At 48.0% G+C, this 21,351-nt stretch carries 20 protein-coding genes; 3 read left to right on the top strand and 17 right to left on the bottom strand.

All coding sequences use genetic code 11. The annotated features are described in order from the left end of the window. Nucleotides 1-121 precede the first annotated feature (121 nt). The 5 genes from MKX68_RS18515 to MKX68_RS18495 form a co-directional block, all read right to left on the bottom strand. On the bottom strand, nt 122-379 hold the full coding sequence (locus MKX68_RS18515) for a GlsB/YeaQ/YmgE family stress response membrane protein (protein ID WP_062835823.1): 258 nt from the start codon (nt 377-379) through the stop codon (nt 122-124). Between the two features lie 308 nt (nt 380-687). Then, entirely contained in the window at nt 688-1,992 is a 1,305-nt protein-coding gene (locus MKX68_RS18510; protein WP_339789547.1) for an ATP-binding protein, read from the bottom strand. Next, on the bottom strand, nt 1,992-3,455 hold the full coding sequence (locus MKX68_RS18505; RefSeq protein WP_340913500.1) for an RtcB family protein: 1,464 nt from the start codon (nt 3,453-3,455) through the stop codon (nt 1,992-1,994). Before MKX68_RS18505 ends, MKX68_RS18510 begins: the two co-directional genes overlap by 1 nt. A 500-nt stretch (nt 3,456-3,955) precedes the next feature. Further along, entirely contained in the window at nt 3,956-4,774 is an 819-nt protein-coding gene (locus MKX68_RS18500) for a TerC family protein (protein ID WP_036617064.1), read from the bottom strand. A 277-nt stretch (nt 4,775-5,051) separates the two neighbouring features. Further along, the gene (locus MKX68_RS18495) at nt 5,052-5,363 is read right to left on the bottom strand and encodes a DUF3817 domain-containing protein (protein ID WP_237176989.1); all 312 of its coding nucleotides are present in this window, start codon (nt 5,361-5,363) and stop codon (nt 5,052-5,054) included. Between the two features lie 216 nt (nt 5,364-5,579). Between MKX68_RS18495 and MKX68_RS18490 the strand changes: the two genes are divergently transcribed. Further along, entirely contained in the window at nt 5,580-6,683 is a 1,104-nt protein-coding gene (locus tag MKX68_RS18490; protein ID WP_339789541.1) for a glycosyltransferase family 4 protein, read from the top strand. 21 nt (nt 6,684-6,704) lie between these two features. On the opposite strand, the gene MKX68_RS18485 is transcribed toward MKX68_RS18490, so the two are convergent. The 11 genes from MKX68_RS18485 to MKX68_RS18435 all read right to left on the bottom strand — a co-directional run bounded on the left by MKX68_RS18485 (nt 6,705) and on the right by MKX68_RS18435 (nt 17,422). Further along, a complete protein-coding gene (locus MKX68_RS18485) occupies nt 6,705-7,067 on the bottom strand; it encodes an HIRAN domain-containing protein (protein ID WP_237176987.1) in 363 nt (120 codons plus the stop codon). Nucleotides 7,068-7,107: 40 nt separating this feature from the next. Continuing rightward, complete coding sequence (locus MKX68_RS18480; protein ID WP_338588287.1) at nt 7,108-8,085, bottom strand: helix-turn-helix transcriptional regulator; 978 nt, start codon at nt 8,083-8,085, stop codon at nt 7,108-7,110. Nucleotides 8,086-8,360: 275 nt separating this feature from the next. Then, entirely contained in the window at nt 8,361-8,927 is a 567-nt protein-coding gene (locus MKX68_RS18475; RefSeq protein ID WP_340915434.1) for a hypothetical protein, read from the bottom strand. Between the two features lie 105 nt (nt 8,928-9,032). Continuing rightward, complete coding sequence (locus tag MKX68_RS18470; protein WP_340913495.1) at nt 9,033-9,170, bottom strand: hypothetical protein; 138 nt, start codon at nt 9,168-9,170, stop codon at nt 9,033-9,035. Nucleotides 9,171-9,194: 24 nt separating this feature from the next. Further along, complete coding sequence (locus tag MKX68_RS18465) at nt 9,195-10,673, bottom strand: M20 family metallopeptidase (RefSeq protein WP_340913493.1); 1,479 nt, start codon at nt 10,671-10,673, stop codon at nt 9,195-9,197. A gap of 95 nt (nt 10,674-10,768) precedes the next feature. Continuing rightward, on the bottom strand, nt 10,769-11,752 hold the full coding sequence (locus MKX68_RS18460) for an ABC transporter ATP-binding protein (protein WP_340913492.1): 984 nt from the start codon (nt 11,750-11,752) through the stop codon (nt 10,769-10,771). Nucleotides 11,753-11,791: 39 nt separating this feature from the next. Beyond that, the gene (locus MKX68_RS18455; protein WP_340913489.1) at nt 11,792-13,441 is read right to left on the bottom strand and encodes an ABC transporter substrate-binding protein; all 1,650 of its coding nucleotides are present in this window, start codon (nt 13,439-13,441) and stop codon (nt 11,792-11,794) included. 58 nt (nt 13,442-13,499) lie between these two features. Next, the gene (opp4C, locus tag MKX68_RS18450; protein WP_253440053.1) at nt 13,500-14,399 is read right to left on the bottom strand and encodes an oligopeptide ABC transporter permease; all 900 of its coding nucleotides are present in this window, start codon (nt 14,397-14,399) and stop codon (nt 13,500-13,502) included. A 50-nt stretch (nt 14,400-14,449) separates the two neighbouring features. Then, nucleotides 14,450-15,400, bottom strand: a complete 951-nt coding sequence (locus MKX68_RS18445; RefSeq protein WP_253440055.1) for an ABC transporter permease — start codon at nt 15,398-15,400, stop codon at nt 14,450-14,452. Nucleotides 15,401-15,422: 22 nt separating this feature from the next. Continuing rightward, the gene (locus MKX68_RS18440) at nt 15,423-16,421 is read right to left on the bottom strand and encodes an ABC transporter ATP-binding protein (RefSeq protein WP_340913483.1); all 999 of its coding nucleotides are present in this window, start codon (nt 16,419-16,421) and stop codon (nt 15,423-15,425) included. Further along, nucleotides 16,418-17,422: an ABC transporter ATP-binding protein gene (locus MKX68_RS18435; RefSeq protein WP_340915432.1), complete on the bottom strand. Its 1,005-nt coding sequence runs from the start codon at nt 17,420-17,422 to the stop codon at nt 16,418-16,420. Before MKX68_RS18435 ends, MKX68_RS18440 begins: the two co-directional genes overlap by 4 nt. Before the next feature lie 379 nt (nt 17,423-17,801). On the opposite strand from MKX68_RS18435, the gene MKX68_RS18430 reads away from it, so the two are divergent. Together MKX68_RS18430 and MKX68_RS18425 are read left to right on the top strand one after the other, a co-directional pair. Beyond that, nucleotides 17,802-18,542: a response regulator transcription factor gene (locus MKX68_RS18430; protein ID WP_339789517.1), complete on the top strand. Its 741-nt coding sequence runs from the start codon at nt 17,802-17,804 to the stop codon at nt 18,540-18,542. Between the two features lie 3 nt (nt 18,543-18,545). Next, nucleotides 18,546-20,318 (top strand): sensor histidine kinase, encoded by a 1,773-nt coding sequence (locus tag MKX68_RS18425; protein WP_340913480.1) that lies wholly within the window; start codon nt 18,546-18,548, stop codon nt 20,316-20,318. 142 nt (nt 20,319-20,460) lie between these two features. Here the strand turns inward: MKX68_RS18425 and MKX68_RS18420 are convergent, their stop codons facing one another. Next, nucleotides 20,461-21,090 carry a 50S ribosomal protein L25 gene (locus MKX68_RS18420; RefSeq protein ID WP_076212356.1) on the bottom strand — a complete coding sequence of 210 codons (630 nt, stop codon included), beginning with the start codon at nt 21,088-21,090 and terminating at the stop codon, nt 20,461-20,463. Nucleotides 21,091-21,351: the final 261 nt, after the last annotated feature.

Here is a 21,351-nt window from a genome sequence, read left to right as displayed (position 1 = left end):
GTATCCTTATATTCTAAAACAACAAGAGGTTGATTGAAAGCCATGGTTATGGCTCTCAATCAACCTCTTCATTGGTAATGCATTTAGCTGACAACTAATTCAAGAAATTATCTTGATGAAGTTACCCGCGACTACGTCCCATCGAACGGAAGATCAAGCTTACGATGGCTACAAGAACGATCGCACCAATCAATGCAGGTACAATGTGGAATCCGCCCATCTCAGGACCCATATCGCCCAAGATTACTCCACCTAACCATCCACCGATGAAACCAGCAATGATGTTACCAATAACACCACCTGGAATGTCACGACCAACGATCAAACCTGCCAACCATCCAATGATACCACCGATAATTAATGACCATAACCAACCCATATCATTCACCTCTAATTAAAGTTTTTGTTGTTGTCTGTCTACTATTAACCGCTACAGAAGCATTTAAACAATTGGCATAAAAATTTTTGCATATTACCTTTTGTCCCCATGCATCTCTCTCTGCAAAACAAGCCTTAGTCAGGTATGGAACAGATCGCGTTACTTTCCGGCATCTCACCAGCTCAGGGCTGCGTTATGTACCTCCCGAAAGTCATTGTATGTTAGAGCAGACAAGGTTAGTATCACCAATTGAGGTAGGATTATTTATAAAATTGCGTCATATTATAGGATGGATGGGTTAGATCTGATCAATAAAAGCCTGCACGGCCCTTACCTGGCTGCGCCAGCCAAGTATGTTTGTGGCTCTTGTCCAGCTCGCCACGCATCGACTGAATGACTTTTACAATGTCTGTCTGTCCATTCTGATGCCATTCGAGCGCAGCGCTCACATACAACTCACCTAGCTGTGCAAGAGAAAACGTGTCGGTCAGACGAGCTGCTTCTACTGTGCCTTCTTCACCCGCAAATATGGTGAAGCCTCGTTGGCGCAAGTATTGCAAGCGCAGCGCTTCATCTGGCAACGGAATTTCATAAGCCCGGTCAAACCGTCCAGCACGGTTCATGAGGCCAGGATCTATTTTCTCCGGATAATTCGTTGTCCCGATCAAGAAAATGCCTTCCTTCGACGTAGCTCCATCCAATGTATTCAGGAAAAAGGAACGGACTTCATCCGGCATCGAATCGATGTCCTCAATAATCAGTACCATTGGTGCCAACCGCTTGGCAGCCTCGAACACTTCACGCACCGATTCACTGTTGGTATACTCCGTAATCTGCCAATACGCAGCCGGGCCCGGGATACTTCCCGCAATGGATTTCACCAACGTGGTCTTACCATTCCCCGGATGCCCATACAATAGAATGCCCCGTTTGTACGGGATATCATAATCTCTGTAAAAAGAACGATCTGCTTCGAAGAACTGATCCAGCGAGCGGAAAATATCCTGCTTGATCTGTGCCGAGAGAACAACATCCTCTCGTCCCACGGAGCGAGTGATGGATTCCACATGGCGATCGCTGCCATTCCGGGCATCGGTGTAGACCGTTACTTTTTTCATATTTTGCTGACGTTCCCGTTCCCGGACACTTCCCAGAAATTGCTTCATCTCCTCATCACCGACGGCAAAGACAAAGTCTTCACTGTAGATCCCGTTCTCTCGGAAAAACGGAACCCGGACAAGTGCAACGCCCCATTTCGGATAGGCAAATACGTTATTGCGAATGGAGTAATGCACACCATAAGTGGGTACATCTCCATCATCGTCGTAATGTAACGTCTGAAGCTCCAGATCCTCGAATATGCGGGCTACCAATTCTACTTCGTCACTGCCATTTTGCAGGTCTTCCCGGAGTAACTCCCAATATTCATTGTTCGGGTCAGAACTGGCATAAAGCTTGTACTCAACTCCATAGCGCTGATGGAGCGCCTCACTGATTCCACGAATCAGCCTTGAATAGATAGCGTACCCTTCCACTCGAATTCGAGTATCATGTTGTTCGTCATAGGTATAGATCGCTTGAGTTGGATCTGTTTGTTGTTCGTTTATTGTCATTATTTCGCTCCCTTTACCGCTACAAGCGGTTTGCATTTGGCTACAACTTGAGCCAGGCCTGCGCCGGTAACACTGTCTATAATTTCATCTACATTTTTATAAGCCTGAGGTGATTCATCAATAATGGATTCAAGTGAGCGTTGATTTACCACGATCTCATCTTCTGTACCCACACCTAGTGCCGTGGCAAAATCTTCCACGCTAATCAATCGTTTCGTTGCCGTCCGTGAACGGATGCGACCCGCACCGTGACATATTGAATAATAATTATCAGCACCCTGCGGCTGACCTACCATGATATATGAAGCAGTTCCCATGGAACCGGGAATAAGCGCCGGATGTCCAGTTGCCAGATAAGGCTTCGGATTGTCCGGGTGACCTGCCGGCAACGCACGTGTCGCCCCTTTGCGATGCACAAAAACAGAACCTTTGTCTACGTGAGATTCCTCCCAGGCATAGTTGTGCATCAGATCGTATAACGTACGGAATTCACATTTGGAGCCAAACACATCCCGGAATGCTTCGCGAATAGCATACGCAATCAGGTGCCGATTGACAACAGCGTAATTCAATGCAGAATACATCATGTTCACATAATGACGACCTTCCGCATGCTCCAGTGGAGCAAAGACCAGTCTGGGATCGGATGTACCCAGGTTAAGCCGCTGCATGACTTTGGCAATCGCTGACGAACTCGTCTGACTTACATAACCACCCCATGCACGAGAGCCGGAATGAATCATGACCACGACTTGTCCATCATACAATCCCCAAGCTTCGGCGATTTCACGATTCTCTTCAGCGATCTCAATCGCCTGGATCTCGGCAAAATGATTCCCCCCACCCAGTGTTCCGAGCTGACGATGCGAACGATGCCACGTCATATCAGGAACATGGTTTAACACATCCTCATCATAACTGAACTTGCTGCTTTCCACATGTGTCATGGAGGTTGATTTTTTCGGTGTATAGCTGTCGGGAATATACTTTTTGGGTAAACCATGCAGTCCTTTACGAACAATATGCTCCAGTCTGATGTCTGAGTAATGACCTCGCTGGTTCGCCTCCATCGGCAATACTTTCTCAATGGCCTTGACGAGTTTACGGCGAAGCTTGATGTCTTTCAATTCGTCCTTGTGCAAATTCGTCATATGCACTCGCATGCCACAGCCGATGTCACTACCCACGATGGAGGGAGAAACGTATCCGCTGTGGGCATCCCACACGGCTGTCGTTCCAATGCACGTACCTACACCGACGTGTACGTCTGGCGTGTAACTCATATAAGAGATTCCAGGAATCTGCAGATTATTGTTTGCCATCTCGAACACCTTGTAATCGAGCGAGGAGAAGAGCTGTTGCGCCGCATATACGGTTAGGTCGCCTGCAGGCAATTTCACTTCATGCCGGTAACCACCTGCGATTTCATTTGGATTGGTAAATAAATTAAATTCTGTATTCATAAAAGTGTATTATTCCTTTCTGTACGTTCAGCAAATTCGGTTTGCTGATTCATCTGTAAAATAAAACTAAAAAAAGCCATAGGCTAATCGCCCATGACTTCTACTGAATGACAATAACGGAGAACAGAACAGCATACATGCTGTGTGTCTGTCATCCATCGCTATAATATAAGCGAAGAACGCATATCGATTATAAAAACCGCTAAACGATATGCCTATCCCCTATGTCGACCGTATGAGGCCAATGAAACGATGAGCCGGATATGCTATTGTGTCTACGTTGCGCTCTGTTTGAATCAAATCATAACCAAGCATCATGTCTCTCGGCCTCCCTTCGTTAATGTTAGTCTTATATTAAGGGGACTAGAATTCATGTGTCAACCCTTTTCTTGGAAATTGGTCCATGGTGTAGATTGCATATGTAAACAAAAACAGGAGATTGTCCTAGGACAATCTCCTGTTTTCCAAATAATAATGATGTTGTTAGCGTAACATGATTATTACAGTCCTGCTTGTTTTTCCAACTCTTCAACCGGATTTTCGTCTTCTTTTTCAGGAACTTTGGAAGACAGGAACCAACCACATACCGCAATGGTGATCAGTACAATATAGAATCCGAATTTCCAAATTTTATTTTCCGGGAAATGCTCATCCAGAACACCCAATGAAGGGTGTGCGAGTGTAATAACTGCCAGCTTAACCCCTACCCAACCTACGATTACAAATGCCGCAACTTCCAGTCCTGGACGGGAATGAAGCAATTTCACAAAGTATGAGGCTGCAAAACGCATGATCACAAGCCCGATGAATCCACCGAGGAAGATAACGATAAACTGTCCACCGTCGAGTCCGCCAATTGGAGGCAATCCACTTGGTGGCAACGCCACGGCCAAAGCAACAGCAGCCAGAATGGAATCAACTGCAAATGCGATATCCGCTACTTCGACCTTGAAAACGGTCATCCAGAAACCGGATTGTTTTTTCGGTTTCTTAGGCGTTGAATCAGCTGCTTCATCTGTCTTATTGCGACTACCCAGTATCTTTTTAACGATATGGTTAATCGAAATATACAGGAGGTACAGGGCACCGATCGCTTGTACTTGCCATACATCGACGAGGAAAGAGATCAGGAACAACGAACCTAAACGGAAAACAAATGCACCCATCAAACCATAGAACAACGCTTTTTTGCGCTTATCTTCAGGCAAGTGTTTAACCATGATTGCGAGTACCAATGCATTATCTGCTGCGAGTAATCCTTCAAGGACCACTAAGACAGCAAGCACCCACCCATATTCTAATAATAATGAAACATCCAAAATTGACTCCTCCTTAATATTCTTATGATGTACAAAAAAAAGGACCTTTACCATCACTGGTAAGGTCCTTTTATATCCACAAAAAGAGACCTTTACCGAGCATGAAAACTTGGTAAAGGTCTCGCTAACAACAAAATTGCTGCCAATAAAGCCGGGGATATGATCCCGAATTGACGACTTTACTGTAAAAGCTACTCCCCTTTAACAGGAATATGTAGTTTTAGTTGGAACGGGTTGTTTAACCTGTACTCATCATATTTCATAACGTTAAATAAAGTCAAGCTTTATTTAGTTGACGATACAGCTTACGGAATACGACAACATCGTAGATCATATTCCCCAGTGGGATGAAAGAAACAAAGAACAGAGCAATTGGACGGCGCAGACGCCACTTCTGTGAGGTGTACATACTCACCATGAATAACAAATACATTAAAAACAAAAAACCGTACAGATTTCCAAACCATGTGACAGCCTGCGGCATAATCCCTGCATCTCTCAACGGAAAAGCAACAAACAGTAGCAACACGTACGAAATACCCTGCAACCACAACATCAGCCGGAAGCGCCCCAGCGTAGAATGTAACATTATTTTCCTCCTGCTTTTATACATGTAACGAATTCAATTGTTCCCGTACAGTATATCACAAAAGTTGTCTATCTCCGCTTCATTCCATGCAACAGATTATTCCTGCATGCTTATATGGGTGGTTCATCTACCATTTCGCAGGAGCCAAATGCTTTAGCTTCTCATAAGATATATGACGAAGATTGTTACAGATGTCGGACAAGGAGGAGCCTGATCATGAAAATAGCTATGGTTGCACCCGAGAAATTGCCTTTGCCTGGTAATGGTTCTGTGGAAATCTGTATCCTGGGCATCGCTCGTGAACTAGCCCATCGCCATCAGGTGACCATTATAAGTCGTCAAATGGAAGGCCTCGCCGCCACGGAACAGATCGACGGGATCACCATTCAACGTGTCCCTGCGTCGAGTCCTGTCATGTACACCAAAGCAGTCATACGTTTGTTATCCAAACAACCCTTTGATGTAATTCAAGTGGATAACAGGCCACGCAGTATGGCGACCATCAAACGAGCTTTTCCACGCACACCTGTTGTACTCTATCTTCACTCGTTAACGTTTGCCCAGCCCGGACCTTCCAAACTCACATTAATGAAAAAAGCCGATTGGATTGCCGTCAATAGTCAATCCCTGAGACAAAGGTTAGGCCGCAGATTTCCGTTGGTAAAACACCGGATGAGTGTTGTCCCCTTGGGTGCAGATTTAAGCCGCTTCAGGCCTGTTGAATCCAGCGAAGAACAGATTCATCTGCGTACAAAATTTGGAGTAACTAAACCATTCTCCATTCTGTATGTCGGCAGGCTTATCCCTGGAAAAGGTGTAGATGTATTAATTCGTGCAACTGCCCTCCTTCAGCAACAGATGCCTGTTCAACTGGTTGTTGCAGGCAAAGGACCTCCGTATTACATGCGTAAACTTCGCGAACTTGCCCAAAAACAAAAAGTCCATGTTTCCTTCCGTGGTCAGATAAACCATGAACATATCGATCAGTTGTACCGGGCAGTCGATTGTCTGGTCTGTCCGTCTCAAGAACATGAAGCTTTTGGCTTGGTAAATGTTGAGGCGATGGCTTCAGGATTACCCGTCATTGCTTCGGATAACGGAGGTATTCGTGAGATTATTGAATCAGGTATCAATGGATACCTTGTCACCGCTTATAAGCGTCCCCAACGTTTCACCTCTTACCTGTACAAACTTGCAAGCAATCCCACTTTTGCCGAGATGTTAGGGAAGTCTGGCCGAGACAGCGCAAGGGCACATTTCAGTTGGGCAAGAACAGCCATGCATCTGGAAGCGACCTATACCAGGCTCATCCGTAAATGAGCCTTTCTTCTGTTACGATGATCAAGCTTTTTCACGAAATTGCCATCCCTTAATCAAAGAATCCATCTGCGGAACAGGAATGTGACTCATCTCAATTAACTCCATAATAACCATATCTCTCATCATGAATCGTACTTTGGCACACGTTAGTTGATGAAATACATCGTAGAATGCCGTCCCGGTCCAACATCCATGAGGTACGACAAGTGGATCATTAACGATATAACCTACAGCTCCAATCGGGGGAATAACAACCTTAATCGCTTGATGATCCAAACGATTATCTGGATCTTTGACGAGATACACGGTATCCCCCACATGTAAAGCCTGTACTCCATGGTAGTGGTCCATCCCATACATAGCTGCGAATAATTTGGTACTCATATGACCTGCTCCTTTTTCTGTATTTCTCCATAATTAAAATTTATTTTAGCAATGGTACATCGGTTTCATAATGTTCCAACCACTCCACAAGTTGCCTGCGTATCTCTCTACGAAACTCACGAGGTTCAAGTACCTCTGCCTCGGGCCCAAATTGATACAACCATTTCAAAAATTCTCTGCTGCTATTCAGTGTCACTTCAAATAACAATCCCCCATCCGACATATTCGTCATTCGCGGGCGAACAAACATTTCTTCTTCTTTTATGTAGGGGGCCACTTTCTCAGAGAATCTTACCTTGAAATGGATATGTTCGTCGCCACGGTCAATAGACCAGGTGTTCTTCATGTACTGTGTTATGTTGAAATCACCCATGTCGAAACCGGCATTTGTTCGTGTCACATCCAAAAAACGGCTAATTCGAAACAATCGAACTTTTTGCAGCAAATGACAGTATCCAATCAAATAAAAACGTTGATCACGTGGAATGAGATAATAGGGATCGATATCGCGAACTGTGATCTCATTTCTTGTCAGCGTATGATATTGAGTACGAATGGTTTGCTGGCTTAGAATAGCTTCGATGATGGGAATCAGCAAATTAGGGTCTTTTCCTTCCTCACGATAAGCTGGCGTGCCCATCCGAATAATTCCCGCAATATTCTCTACAATGTCACTGTTTCTTGATTTTAATTTGGTATGAGCCGACATAACCTTGTCAAAAGCTGAATCAAACTCAGCAGGTAACTTGGAGGTATCAACTACGGACGGGAGCAAGGAGAAAACCATTGCTTCCTGTTCAGTAAAATCTAATGGATACATCGCAAACTCACCAATAAATCGGTAACCTTTGCCGTATCCTTCATTCATAATCGGGGCGACCCTATCCAAAATCCGGAGATCACGATAAATCGTGCGTACAGTCGTACCGCATTTCAGCGCCAATTCCTTGGCCGAAATTCCAGGATTTGCTTGTATAGCCTGAAGTATACGCAGCAGACGAATTAATTTCTCTGTCATGTAGTTTCTCCCCTTCGATATTTTATCGGCAAGGAAAACTAGTTCCTTTAGTACAGAACTAAATCTTTAGTCCCAATATTATTTTCGCAATTTCACCATTTTTGTATAGTCCAATTGCACTCTTACCCCCCTTTAATATACATTCTCTTACTTGCTTGCGTAAAACATTAACCTAAAAGGCCTTAAACCTAAGCCTGAAAGCCTATACAATTTTCTGAAAATAATACAAAAAAAGCCCTGATCTCTACAAAGAGACAAGACTTTTCTCGGAATTACTAGTGCAACTGTAATAATTGATTCATCACATTCGCCATATGCTCACAGAGTTCAGCAATGTCCCCCATCTGGTCTTCATTCACACTGCGGTCAAAATAAACATGAGCCGTGACGTTATACATGATTGGCTGTTCATCAAAGATATATCGGATGTTCTGGCACATCCTCTGCTCAGGCCAGCTCTTCTGTAAGATCGGACGAATAACCGGGCACTGCTTCTCAGGGTCCTTCACAACCGTACTAAACCGTAGTTCCAAGCGGCAACCCGGATTTGCACCAGGCGTCTCCAGGATCTCCGCTGCAAGCTCCTCAAGGGAGCTGCTTAATACGACTTCCCCTGTTACTTCCGGGCGATCCCTAAGACAGAATTTTATTGTGAACTCTCTGGACATCACTGCCATCTCCAGCCGATCTTTACGCCCTGTAATCTGAATACGTTCGTCCAGGTTATCCATATCATAGAGATAATTCTCAAACCCGACTTTCAGATTGTCATACACCGTTGGGTCAAACATTGAAATAAACCCACTTTCTTTTCCTTTGACTTCATCTGCACTGGTTCTCATCACTTGATCAAGCCTATGTTCAGGTTTATTGTAGTATATTCTCACTTTCCATGCACTTTTTCCGCAGCGTCCAGTAGCTCCGACCGTTGTTACCCCTCTGGTGGATTATTCGCTCTCTCCAGAGTTGCGTCGGATGGCAGTACGTTTAGCTTCGGTGTAACCAGCGGCTGGCCAGCCGCTGACTTGCTCCTGCGGTGCCCGAAGCTTTATTTTGCTTCGATGGTCTTTCTCTGCCATTGTCATTCTCTATATTCATTTGGATGGGAATTACACATTCATCGTTGTTTGTTCAGTTGCTGCTCCGCCAAAACTTTGAGAAAATGAAAGATTCGGAGGCATCACCTCATCGGGGAACGGACTAACGTATGACTCTCCGTCCAGCCTTTCCGTCAGTTCAGCCTTTGCCATCTCGATGAGCACAGGATCGAGCAGCGCTGCAATGGCAGTACACGCCATCGCTTTCCCCGCGAGCAGCATGCCTTTGTGGGCATAGCCGCTTTTGCCCTGCGCAACGGTCTGCCAGGCATGGATTGGCGTCGCGTAAGCCCAGGTCGCCGTGCCGCATTGCGCAGTTGGAACATTCCAACTGACGTCTCCAACGTCCGTCGACGCCGGCATAACGCGCATTGTCTCCATAAGTGGAGCAACGAAGCTCGCAAGAGGGCGAGCCGAAAGCATGTCATGAACCCCCTTGCCATTTTGCCGCGATGCACTCGTCTTATCCTCATCCGGGATCACAGCAAAGATCTCTTGGGCAAAGGCCAATTCATCCTCCGTATAAATGGGAAGCTCCAGCCCACTAAGGAACTCGTGCATTTTGCCTTCCAGGGTCGCATTCGGAATGAGATTGGACGCTCCACCTTCATAGTGATATGACATCTTGGTTCCCGTCATCAGAGCCGCTCCACGAGCAACATCGAGAACCCGTTCGAACAGGTCAGCCACCTGGGAGGACTTCGGCGCTCTAACCAAATAATTCACTTCTGCTTCCGCCTGAACAACATTGGGTGCGAAGCCGCCTGTATTCGTCACGGCATAGTGGATTCGGGCATCCGAAATCATATGCTCACGCAAGTAGTTCACTCCCACGTTCATCAGCTCGACCGCGTCCAGCGCGCTTCGTCCGAGATGGGGCGCGGCTGCAGCGTGGGCACTGCGGCCTGCGAATTTGAAGTGCACATGTAGATTGGCAAGAGAGGACATATGCATGACAACATTCATCGTGGCAGGATGCCAGCAAAAAGCGACGTCGACATCCTGAAACAAGCCTGATCTGGCCATGTAGGCTTTACCGGATCCACTCTCTTCAGCCGGACAGCCATAGTAGCGAACCGTGCCGGAGATTTGATGCTCCTGCAAATAATTCTTGACCGCAAAGGCAGCCGCAAGAGATCCTGCTCCGAGCAAATTATGCCCGCATCCATGTCCATTTGTCCCTGGCACAACAGGATTGAATACCGCTGCCCCCGCTTGCTGGCTAAGACTGGCCAAGGCGTCAAACTCACCAAGAATTGCAATGATCGGGTAACCGTTCCCGAAGCTGCCTATAAAGCCAGTGGCGAGTCCGGCAACGCCTCTCTCAACGGAAAACCCTTCACGTTCCAGTTCCTTGCAGAGCAAATCTGCTGACTCAAACTCTTCGAATCGCGTCTCAGCGAAGCCCCAGATCGAGTCACTTACATCAATAAATACATCTCTCTTCCCTTCGATATACGCAGTAACCTCTTCAATGATCTTCTCATTCATGCTAAACACCTCTCTCCTTCATTTTGGCTAATCTTCATTATTCATAAGCAAAGGATGCAACAGATGCAGCAAATACTTTGAGTACCGGCTATCGGTCAATCAAATGCGAAGCAGGCAACGGCATGATCGTGACCTTTGAGCTCCGGCTCAAATTCGCGACAGATTGCTTTGGCGATCGGACAGCGCGTATGGAAACGACAGCCACCTGGCGGGCGAACCGGATTTGGCACATCCCCTTGGATGATAATCCGCTTCTGCGAACGAAGCCTGGGATCTGTTACCGGATTTGCACTAAGCAAGGCGTTCGTATAGGGATGCTTCGGCACCCTGAACAGCTTCTCCCGGCTCGCAATCTCCACGATCTTTCCCAGATACATGACCGCTATTCGATCACTGATATAGCGGACGGCGCCTAGACCGTGTCCGATGAATAGATAAGCGAGCCCCTCCTCCTTCTGGAGCTTTTTCAGGAGATTCAGAATCTGTGCCTGGGTAGAGACGTCAAGAGCGGAAACAGGCTCGTCACACACGATCAGCCTGGGGTTTAGGGACAAAGCTCTCGCAATGCCAATACGCTGTCGCTGTCCTCCTGAAAATTCATAAGGATAACGACTTTTGTCTTCTTTCGAAATTCCGACTGTTTCAAGCAGCATATCCACCCGATCCCGAACAGACGAACGGCTCTCGAGTCGGTGCGCTAGCAGAGGCTCTGCCAGAATATCACTGATCCTCATCCGGGGGTTAAGCGAGGAGTATGGGTCTTGGAAAATCACCCCTATGCTCGCCCGGGTTCGGCGAAGTTCCCTCTTGCCGAGTTCTGCCAATTCCCGGCCCGCATAGAGAACCTTTCCTTCATAAGGAGTCTCTAGTTGAAGCAACGTGCGACCGACACTCGACTTACCACAGCCCGATTCTCCGACGAGACCGAGCGTTTCTCCTTCGCGAATCGAGAAGCTGACACCATCGACCGCCTTGACGTATTCTGTGACCTGAGAGAAAATGCCCTGCCGGATCGGATAATACGTCTTGAGACTTTCAACGCTCAGCAAAGGTGGTCTCTCCTTTTTCAAACCTGGCATCTACAGCTCCTCCCTGAACCGAAGCTAGTCGTTATTCGATCATGGGTTGAACGTCCACTTGGCGACATTGTTCGTCAGGCCGACTGTACTGGTCTCAAGGCCTTTGCCAAGGTCTAGATTTTTGGCCGCAGCATACATTTGCTTGTCAGCGAACAGAGCGATAATCGGAACATCGTCGTGCAGGATTTGCTGAACCTGCTTATAAATCTCGAAACGCTTGGATGGCTCCAGCTCCTCCGCTCCTTGGACCAGCAGCTCGTCGACTTCGGTGCTCGAATAGTCTGCGATATTGAAGCTGACTCCTGTCTTGAACAGCCCTAGCACGGAGTTCGGATCGAGAATGAATCCGAGATTAATTATCGTCAAGTCGTAATCGTGCTTAAGTGCTCTTTGATAGGTTGTCGGAAAATCAAGCTTTGTCACTTGTACCTTCAGACCGACTGCTTTCAGATTCTCCGCAATGATGTCAGAAGCTTGTTCACGGATCTTGTTACCTGTCGGAACGACGAATTCAATCGTCTGATTGAAGTCCCAGCCCGCTTCCTCCAACAGTACTTTCGCTTTCTCCGGATCGTAGCCATACAGTGGTATTTCCTTATTGTAGTAAGGGTGGTTTTGGCCGAGCATGCCATCCACGAGTTCGCCTTGTCCTTTGAGCAATTGATCTACAATAAGCTGGCGGTTCATGGCATAAGCAATTGCTTGCCGTACTTTTGAATCCGGGAACTTCTTCGAATTGATGAACATAATGTTCGGATTGTTCGCATCGCCGTAGCCCGTAGTCACATTCGCCATATTGGCTACCTTGTCAAAATCCTGCACTGGAATAAGACCTACACCCGGAGCAGTCAACTGTATGTCCCCTGTCTGGAGCTGCGCTGCCAGATTTGTCGCCGGCATCATCTTGATGTAAATATTCTTGATATTTGGCGCACCTTCGTAATATTGCTCGTTCGCGGTCAGCTGAACGTACTGGTCCTTGGCGAATTTGACGAACTTGTATGCCCCGTTGGTGACCGTAGGATTCATCATAAATTCATTCTTGTTCAGGTCCACCGGTGCTACATCTTTCAACATATGCTCTGGCAAAAAGCGGAAGTACGTGCCGAATTGACTCTTGAATTGATTCGTCTCCATCGGGTTTTTCGTTTTGATAACAAAAGTGTAATCATCAACCTTCTCATAAAATCCCAACTCCGTTTGCCCCTCCTCTCTCTTACCGGCTTCGTTCAGTCCAGTGACAAACGTCATGTTGAGGAGTGTCTTCACGTTAACGTCCGTGAACATCCGGAATGTGAACTCAACGTCGTCCGCCGTGAACGATTCCCCGTCACTCCACTTAGCATTCTTGTTCAGCTTGATGGTGAAGTTCCGGTTGTCCGTCGTTTCGATTGATTCAGCAAGTTTCGGATCGAATCCATATTCGCTGTTCATCGCAACAAGCGTATCGCTCATCAACGAGTTAACGAAAACACCTGCATTGTCCAGATTGAAGACATCGAATGTTGTCACCGGATTCACAAGACCGATATAAAGAGGCTGACCGGAGCCTCCGGAAGCAGAAGCGCTCTCGCCATCCGATCCCGGAGACGTTGTTTTATTGCTGCCAGAATTCGAACCGCAGGCCGAGACCAATACCATTAATAATGTCAGTACTCCGCAAATCCAAACTTTACGCACCCTTTTCATCTGATCTCCTCCACCTGATTATCTTTTTGAATGCCATATTTGAGAGATGCATTATGATTTATTGTTTAGGGTCGAGTGCGTCGCGCAGCCCGTCACCTACGAAGTTGATGGCCAGCACCGTCACCAGAATCATGATTCCGGGAGGCAGCCAAAGCCAGGGCTGGTCGGTCATGACGCTAATGGATTGAGCGTCCGTCAGCATATTGCCCCAACTGGCGGTCGGCGGCTGTACGCCCATGCCTAGGAAACTCAGCCCTGACTCCGCCATGATTGCCGCCGCAACACCAAAGGTCGCATTTACGATGATCGGTGCCAGCGCGTTCGGCAGGATGTGACGGAAGACAATGCGCGGCGTGCTGAGCCCCAGAGCGACTCCGGCTTTAATGTAATCCATTTGCTTGAGCGTCAATACACTCCCCCGGACAAGTCGGGCGATGGACGGCCAGGAAAACAGAGCAAGAACAAGTACGAGCGTCCAAAGCGTTGGTCCAAGCACACTGACGACAACGAGAATAACCATCATGTAGGGGAATGCCATAAACATATCGGTAATTCTCATGACCATCATATCGACCCAGCCACCAACATAAGCAGACCAAAGACCGATGATCGTTCCGAACGCCACATACAGAGCGACCGTTCCGAACCCAACCGTGACAGCGACTCTCGTCGCGTATAGCAGACGAGACAGCACGTCCCTTCCCACCTGGTCAGTTCCAAGCCAATGGGAAGATGAAGGCGCGGCAGAAAATTCGGCGGTTACCGCATAAGGGCTATGCGGGGAGAGCCACGGGGCAAAGATGGCGATGAGGATAAGCAGCAAGGTAACGACAAGACCGGCGACGGCCAGCCGATGTTTTAGGAAACGCCGGGCCATTTGCCGGAAGACACCCTCGGGCTCTTCTTGTTGAATGGGAAGAATGACTCCTCCGGCGACTGGGGTTTGTACAGCAGACATCGAGTCCGCCTCCTCTCATTCGTGTTCGTTTCACAGTAATAAGCCTTAATTTAATGATATTGGATGCGAGGATCGGCTACCGAGTAGAAAATATCCGTGAGCAGATTGGCGGCCAGCACAATGATGGCAGCGACCAGATTAAGGCCCATGATGGTGGAATAGTCGCGGGACATGATCGATTGGATGGTCAACTGACCGATGCCCGGCCATTGAAACAACTGCTCAACAATGACGGCTCCCCCGAAGAGCATCGGGATTTCCATTCCGACGACGGTAATGATCGGAATCAGAGCGTTGCGTAACGCATGCTTGTTGGTAACATAAAACTCTTTGAGCCCCTTGGCTCGCGCTGTTCGCAGGTAATCCTGCTTCAGTACATCCAGCATGCTGGCCCGAATATAACGCACTTTGCGTCCCGCAATACCGACGGCCAGTGCTATGGAAGGAAGCACTAAATGACTGATTCGGTCGCCTAACCCTCCTCCTCCACCAAGATCCTCCGTTCCGCCGACGGGAAGCCAGCCCAGTTGAACAGCGAAAATATAAATGCACACGAGACCAAGGAAAAACTGGGGAATCGAGGTTCCGACAAACGATAGTCCAGTCATGAGGTAGTCAAATTTCGAGTTTTGCCGGACAGCGCTCATAATACCGATCGGCAGCGCGATCAAAAGGCCAATAAGCAGAGCACAGATGCCGAGCAGCACCGTCTGCCCCAGACGCTCACCGATGAGCGAAATAACGGATTCGCTTGTGCTGAAAGAGTATCCGAGATTGCCGGACAGCAGTTGCCCTAGCCATTTGAAATATTGAATGATGATCGGATCGTTCAATCCAAGCTGCTCCTTACGCAACTCAAGCAGCTCCGGAGGTGTGTCCGGTGTCATGTACATGTCGATCGGGTTACCCGGCGCAAGGTTGATGATGACAAAGTTGATAATCGTAATGCCAAACAAGACGGGAATCGCAATCAGAATGCGGCGAATGACGTAAGTAAACATGCTCTCTCTCCTCTCTTGCGATTTATCCTGTAGTCAATGGATAATGACAAGCCGCTGCGTGTTCTCCTCCTTGCAGAAGAGGCTCCTCCTCCTTGCACTTTGCTTGAACGAACGGACAACGGGTATGAAACCGGCAGCCTGACGGCGGACTAGAGGGACTTGGCACATCTCCCTGAAGAACGATTCGCTCCTGTCCACGCTTGCGGGGATCCGGTACCGGATAAGCATTGAGCAAAGCTTGGGTATACGGATGGCGTGGACTCGCAAAGATCCGTTCCTTCGTTCCGATCTCAACCACCTTGCCAAGGTACATAACAGCGATGCGGGTACTGATGTACTTAACCGCCCCTAGACCATGAGCGATGAACAAATAGGTGAGTCCGAGCTCCTGCTGCAGCTCCTTCAACAGGTTCAAGATCTGTGCCTGAATGGAGACGTCGAGCGCGGATACTGGCTCATCGCACACAATGAGTTTCGGGTTCATGGAGAGTGCGCGGGCGATGCCGATGCGTTGCCGCTGGCCGCCTGAGAATTCATGAGGGAATCTCTGCTTGTAGCTGCGGGGAATTCCAACCGTATCCAGAAGGGTATCTATTCTTGCCTCTAGCTCTGCTCCACTGGCCAAGCCATGCACCCGCATTGGCTCGGCCAGCAGCTCCTGCACCCGCATCCGGGGATTAAGAGAGGAGTAGGGGTCCTGAAAAATCATCTGCATTTTCGTTCGTTCCTCGCGGAGGTCCGACATTTTGCTTGTCGTAATTTCTTGCCCTTCGAACCAGATTCGGCCGGCCGTTGGATTCTCGAGTCGAATGATGCTCCGGCCGATGGTTGACTTGCCACAGCCCGACTCACCAACAAGTCCTAGCGTCTCTCCTTGGTACAGCTCCAGCGAAATGTCGTCCACTGCTTTGACATTCCCGACTGTACGGGATAACAATCCTCGTTTGATGGGGTAGTACGTCTTTAAGCCTTCGATTTTAAGCAGAGGTTCTTGGGCCACTCTGCGTTCCGCAAGCGTCATATGACCCCCTCCTCTCGCGTCTTCCAGGCACCGGGATCCTGTGACATCCAGCAGCGCACTTGATGTCCCTCCTGAACCGGAAGCAGCTTCGGCGCTTCGGAAAGACATTTCCCTGCGGCAAACTCGCAGCGAGTATGGAATCGGCAGCCCTTCGGCATGTTGGTAAGTGGAGGCACCGCACCCGGGATGGAGGCCAGCATCTCATCGGCATCAGTTTCAATGTGGGGAATGGATCTCATCAATCCTTGCGTGTAAGGATGAAGCGGCTTCTCAAACAGGGTAAACACGTCCGTTTCCTCGACCACCTGACCGGCGTACATGACCACAACCTTGTCCGCCATCTCCGCAACAACGCCGAGATCATGGGTGATGAGCATGATCGAGGCACCCATCTCTTCGCGGAGCTCCTTCATCAGATTCAGAATCTGTGCCTGAATCGTCACGTCCAGTGCGGTCGTAGGCTCATCGGCAATGAGTAGCTTCGGCTTACAGGAAAGTGCCATTGCGATCATCACCCGCTGTCTCATTCCCCCGGATAGAGAGTGTGGGTAGCTCTTCATAATCGCTTCAGGACGGGGGATGCCGACCTTTTCAAGCATTTCGACTGCGTATCTTTCAGCAGCCTTGCCTCTCAATTCGGTATGTAGCCGGATGGCTTCCGTCAATTGATTCCCAATAGTGAACACCGGATTGAGTGAGGTCATCGGTTCCTGAAAGATCATCGCAATATCTCCGCCGCGAATCAGGCGCAACTCGGCCTCAGGCAGCTTCGCGAGATCCTTGTCCATGAACCGTATTTCCCCCTCCCTGATGCTGCCGTTCTTGCCGAGCAGCCTCATGATCGAGAGAGAAGTGACACTCTTACCGCAGCCCGATTCGCCGACGATACCGATGGTTTCCCCCTTCTCCAGCTTAAGGCTGACCCGGTCCACCGAAGTGACTTCCCCTTTTTCCGTTTTGAAAACGGTCCTTACGTCCTTAAGCTCTAGTAGCATGCGCAGCCCCTCCTTTGCCTCAATATTTGGTATGCCGATAAGCAGTTTTATGTTATGTTTGTTAACATTTAAAAGAACATCCTAAAACCCTATTATGAAGGCACCTGTGAAATCCCACACTTTTTTCTCTTTTTTCTTGGGGAAAACTACATATTTTTCATAGGACACTTATGCTATATTTCAAATATAAGATTCATTTTCTTGCGAACGCCCCCTAACATTTCAATCATGTCTCTCTTCTTGTAACTTTATTTAACGTCAATATGACGATTAATTAAAGACACTTTACATCAGCTTTTGGAATCATTTCTTGGCATCCATGCCTCCGTAAGACCAGAAAGGTATCAAATTTTAAGAATTAATAAAAAAGAAGGGAGTGTGGGCCGTGTACAATCTTCTAATCACCGATGACGAGAGCGAAATTCGCAACGGTCTAAGTAACTATTTCCCATGGCATGAATTCGGTTATCAAGTTGTCGGGCAAGCGTGCGACGGTGAGGCTGCACTCGCCTTTATCCAGGAGCAGCCTGTGGATGTGCTTCTCTGTGACATCCGCATGCCCTCCTTGTCGGGCATTGATGTAGCAGAACGGCTATACCGACAAGGCTCGGAGGTCAAGGTTGTTCTTCTAAGTGGCTTCAAGGAATTCGAATACGCGCAGTTGGCCGTACAGTATGGAGTCAAGAGATATTTGACAAAACCTACTAAATACACGGAAATCGCCGAAGTGTTCGGACATCTCCGAAGCGAAATGGACAATGCAAAAATGCCTGCCCCTCCCCTCTCTGCATCAACCGCAGAGAGCGGCTTGGCGGACCAGACCATCGAGAAGGTTAAGATTTACTTGCAGGATAACTTGTCCGCCGCCACCCTGGAGAACGCCGCAAAGCATGTTTTTCTTAACCCCTTCTATTTAAGCAAATACTTCAAGACCAAGACCGGTGAGAACTTCTCGGATTATGTGACGAAGCTTCGCATGCAACATGCGGCCGTACTTCTGAAGACTACCTACTGCAAGACGTACGAGATCAGCGAAATCGTCGGGTACAGTAACGCAAAGAATTTCACGCGAATGTTCCGGAGCTTTTTCGGCATGACTCCCAGAGAATATCGGAACGAGGAATAACTTATGATCACGACCACCGTCCGCTTTTTCATCAAGAACCTGTTGACCTTCCTTTTGCCCATGCTGATCCCTCTCCTCGTTCTCGGTGCTCTGTCCGCCTTCCTGATTCAGCAGTACGTCGTTCACGGAATTAACAACAACAACATGAACATGCTTAAGCAGACCAAGGAGAACATTGAACTTCTGTTCAATGAACAGAACTCCCTGAACCTGCATATCATCGCCAGCACGACCCAGTTCATGAACCTCAAGGGTATGCTGAACAAGCCCCTGCCATCGGCAGAGGATTACCAACAACTGGCGGTCTTAAAAAATTTTATCGATTCACCCTCCATTGCCAGCCCCTATATTGATTCCATCTATATTTTTCTAAATAACGACAACCAGCGCTACATTTCATCCGTTACCGGAGGCTTCATCGAGCTTGGAGAGGATCCAGACCACTTATGGTACGACAGCTATCTAAAGCATGAGCATCACGAAGCAATCTGGACGGAAAGCCGGGCGGTTCCGCGCTATAATCTGAACGAAGAGATTGAATATGCAGATGTCATTACCATGTACCGCAATTTCAAGGTGTCAGATGACACTCGCGGTGTTATCGTCCTTAATATCAAACGGGAGTATATTGAACGCAGATTGAACGATCTCTCAACAGCAAAAGGGCAGCTGCTCGCCGTTGTAGATCAACAGGGCTCTGTTATATTCCGCAATAACGCCCGGTACGAGCTAAGTCCCGAGGAATTGGAACAGGTCATTTCAAGTAAAAGCAACTTTATTACGACACAAACTCCGAATGACGAGGCCTTGATCAATATGATTTACTCCAAGACCTATGACTGGGTATTCATCTCCGTCACTCCAAAGCAAACCCTGTACACCGCGCTTAATCGCCTGCTTCGCATCGGGGCTGTGCTGATGATCATGGCGTTGCTCGCAGCGCTTCTGCTAGCCTTTCATTTGACAAAGAAGAATTATTTGGACCTTAAGATCATCATGTCCATTCTCGGCGCAGCAGAACAAGGCAAGCCGCTCCCTCTACACCGCACAAAGGGTAACAGCGTTCACAGCCAAATCATCCGCAGCTTGCTTCAAAATTTTATCGAGCACAACTATATGCGCGTTCAACTTTCAGAGAGCCAGTATAAAACGCAAGCCGCCCAGTTCGCCGCCCTACAATCGCAGCTCAACCCTCATTTTCTCTATAATACGCTGGAGACAATACATTGGAAGGCAGCAGGTTATACCGAAGGGCCGAATGAGCTAACGAGCATCGTGGAGCATTTGTCCGATATTCTGCGGTACTCCCTGGACGGGCAAAATGGACTTGTGCCGCTTAACGTGGAGATCGCCAATACGAAGAGCTACACAGCGATACAGAAAACAAGATATGGGGAGCGATTTTACATTTGGTGGGAGTATGACGCGGAGCTAGAGAAGTACCATGTGCCCAAGCTGATCTTCCAGCCACTGATCGAGAATAGCCTACAGCATGGCTTGAGTCGTTCGGATCAGAAGCTGGCAGTCAAGATCAAGATTCAGCGTTGTGGCAATTCCCTCCGCTTGGCCATCATTGACAACGGCAACGGTATATCGGAGGAGCGAATGGTCGAGCTTCGCACGAGGTTGTTTAGTGATTCGACGGATGCAAACCACATCGGCCTTATTAATACACAGAGAAGAATTCAGCTTGCTTACGGTCATAAAAGTGAGCTTCGCATCAAGAGCAAGCCCGGCTGGGGAACGCTAATTGACATTACGCTTCCAATCAGTTAGTTCGTGGATTGGTGGCTGGGGTGTTACAATATTTTTCATATGTTTTTCACTTCCAGATGTTTGTCCTGGAATTATAAAAAGCCCAGTCACTAGGACTGGGCTTCGGCTAAGCATGGGATCTGATGAGATCCCTGAGCTTCGCTTATTCTTCTGTAGCTTTTTCTTCAGCTGCCGGTTCAGCTTCCTCAGCAGAAGCTGTTGGCTCTTCCTCAGCCGCTTGTGGCGGCATGACGGACGCAATGATGGACTCAGGTGATGTTATGAGTGTCAAACCTTTATCCAGTTTAATATCCGCAGCAGTCAAGCGATCACCAATATCCAATCCGCTCACATCCACCTCAATGGACGTTGGCAGATCCGCAGGCAATCCTTCTACTTCCAATTGTGTTTCTTGTGTCTGGAATACACCGCCAGCTTTTGAGCCAGCCGCTGTACCCTGGAAGTCGATCGATACACTTACGCTGATCGGCTTGTTCTTGGAAATTTGCAGGAAGTCTACATGCAGCAAACGTCCGTTACGCTCTTGCTGATCCTTGATCAGCACCGGAACCGTTTTACCGCCCTCAACATTCAGGTTGAACATTTCGGAGCGGCCTGTGCGTGCCACTTTCAGCATTTCTTTTTCATCTACATGTATTGAAGCACCTTCAAGTCCCGGGCCGTAAACGACTGCGGGAACTCGTCCGCCTTGTCTTAACAGGCGCAGTGCTGCACCTTTCTTTTCCGTTCTTGGCGTTGCTGTAAGTTGAGCCATTTTTCCGTTGGATTTCATGATTGAACATCCTCCTTCAAGGGATCACTACATTATATTTGTTGGAAAGCGCTAAAGCGTCGCTTATAGACCATAATGGTCTTTTTTCCTTTGGCCGAATCGTGGGCCATATCTATATTTACCCCAATGTTAGAGGATCTCAAACACGAAACAGGACAATTCTTTATTTTTTGGCAAGTTATGCGGCTTAGAATCAGACCAAAAAAGCAGTCGAAATCTCTTCCAACTGCTGATTTAACAAGGTTTTGACGAACTACGTTC

This window comes from Paenibacillus sp. FSL M8-0212, from assembly GCF_038004645.1.
Lineage (GTDB): Bacteria > Bacillota > Bacilli > Paenibacillales > Paenibacillaceae > Paenibacillus.
Note: the sequence above shows the minus strand (reverse complement) of the source record. Positions and strands in the feature narration are given on the sequence as shown.

What these genes read in the sequence shown, in the direction of transcription:
- MKX68_RS18515 (WP_062835823.1), bottom strand. Translation starts at nt 379, where the DNA reads ATGGGTTGGTTATGGTCATTAATTATCGGTGGTATCATTGGATGGTTG.
- MKX68_RS18510 (WP_339789547.1), bottom strand. Translation starts at nt 1,992, where the DNA reads ATGACAATAAACGAACAACAAACAGATCCAACTCAAGCGATCTATACC.
- MKX68_RS18505 (WP_340913500.1), bottom strand. Translation starts at nt 3,455, where the DNA reads ATGAATACAGAATTTAATTTATTTACCAATCCAAATGAAATCGCAGGT.
- MKX68_RS18495 (WP_237176989.1), bottom strand. Translation starts at nt 5,363, where the DNA reads ATGTTACATTCTACGCTGGGGCGCTTCCGGCTGATGTTGTGGTTGCAG.
- MKX68_RS18490 (WP_339789541.1), top strand. Translation starts at nt 5,580, where the DNA reads ATGAAAATAGCTATGGTTGCACCCGAGAAATTGCCTTTGCCTGGTAAT.
- MKX68_RS18485 (WP_237176987.1), bottom strand. Translation starts at nt 7,067, where the DNA reads ATGAGTACCAAATTATTCGCAGCTATGTATGGGATGGACCACTACCAT.
- MKX68_RS18480 (WP_338588287.1), bottom strand. Translation starts at nt 8,085, where the DNA reads ATGACAGAGAAATTAATTCGTCTGCTGCGTATACTTCAGGCTATACAA.
- MKX68_RS18475 (WP_340915434.1), bottom strand. Translation starts at nt 8,927, where the DNA reads ATGAGAACCAGTGCAGATGAAGTCAAAGGAAAAGAAAGTGGGTTTATT.
- MKX68_RS18470 (WP_340913495.1), bottom strand. Translation starts at nt 9,170, where the DNA reads ATGACAATGGCAGAGAAAGACCATCGAAGCAAAATAAAGCTTCGGGCA.
- MKX68_RS18465 (WP_340913493.1), bottom strand. Translation starts at nt 10,673, where the DNA reads ATGAATGAGAAGATCATTGAAGAGGTTACTGCGTATATCGAAGGGAAG.
- MKX68_RS18460 (WP_340913492.1), bottom strand. Translation starts at nt 11,752, where the DNA reads ATGCCAGGTTTGAAAAAGGAGAGACCACCTTTGCTGAGCGTTGAAAGT.
- MKX68_RS18455 (WP_340913489.1), bottom strand. Translation starts at nt 13,441, where the DNA reads ATGAAAAGGGTGCGTAAAGTTTGGATTTGCGGAGTACTGACATTATTA.
- opp4C (WP_253440053.1), bottom strand. Translation starts at nt 14,399, where the DNA reads ATGTCTGCTGTACAAACCCCAGTCGCCGGAGGAGTCATTCTTCCCATT.
- MKX68_RS18445 (WP_253440055.1), bottom strand. Translation starts at nt 15,400, where the DNA reads ATGTTTACTTACGTCATTCGCCGCATTCTGATTGCGATTCCCGTCTTG.
- MKX68_RS18440 (WP_340913483.1), bottom strand. Translation starts at nt 16,421, where the DNA reads ATGACGCTTGCGGAACGCAGAGTGGCCCAAGAACCTCTGCTTAAAATC.
- MKX68_RS18425 (WP_340913480.1), top strand. Translation starts at nt 18,546, where the DNA reads ATGATCACGACCACCGTCCGCTTTTTCATCAAGAACCTGTTGACCTTC.
- MKX68_RS18420 (WP_076212356.1), bottom strand. Translation starts at nt 21,090, where the DNA reads ATGAAATCCAACGGAAAAATGGCTCAACTTACAGCAACGCCAAGAACG.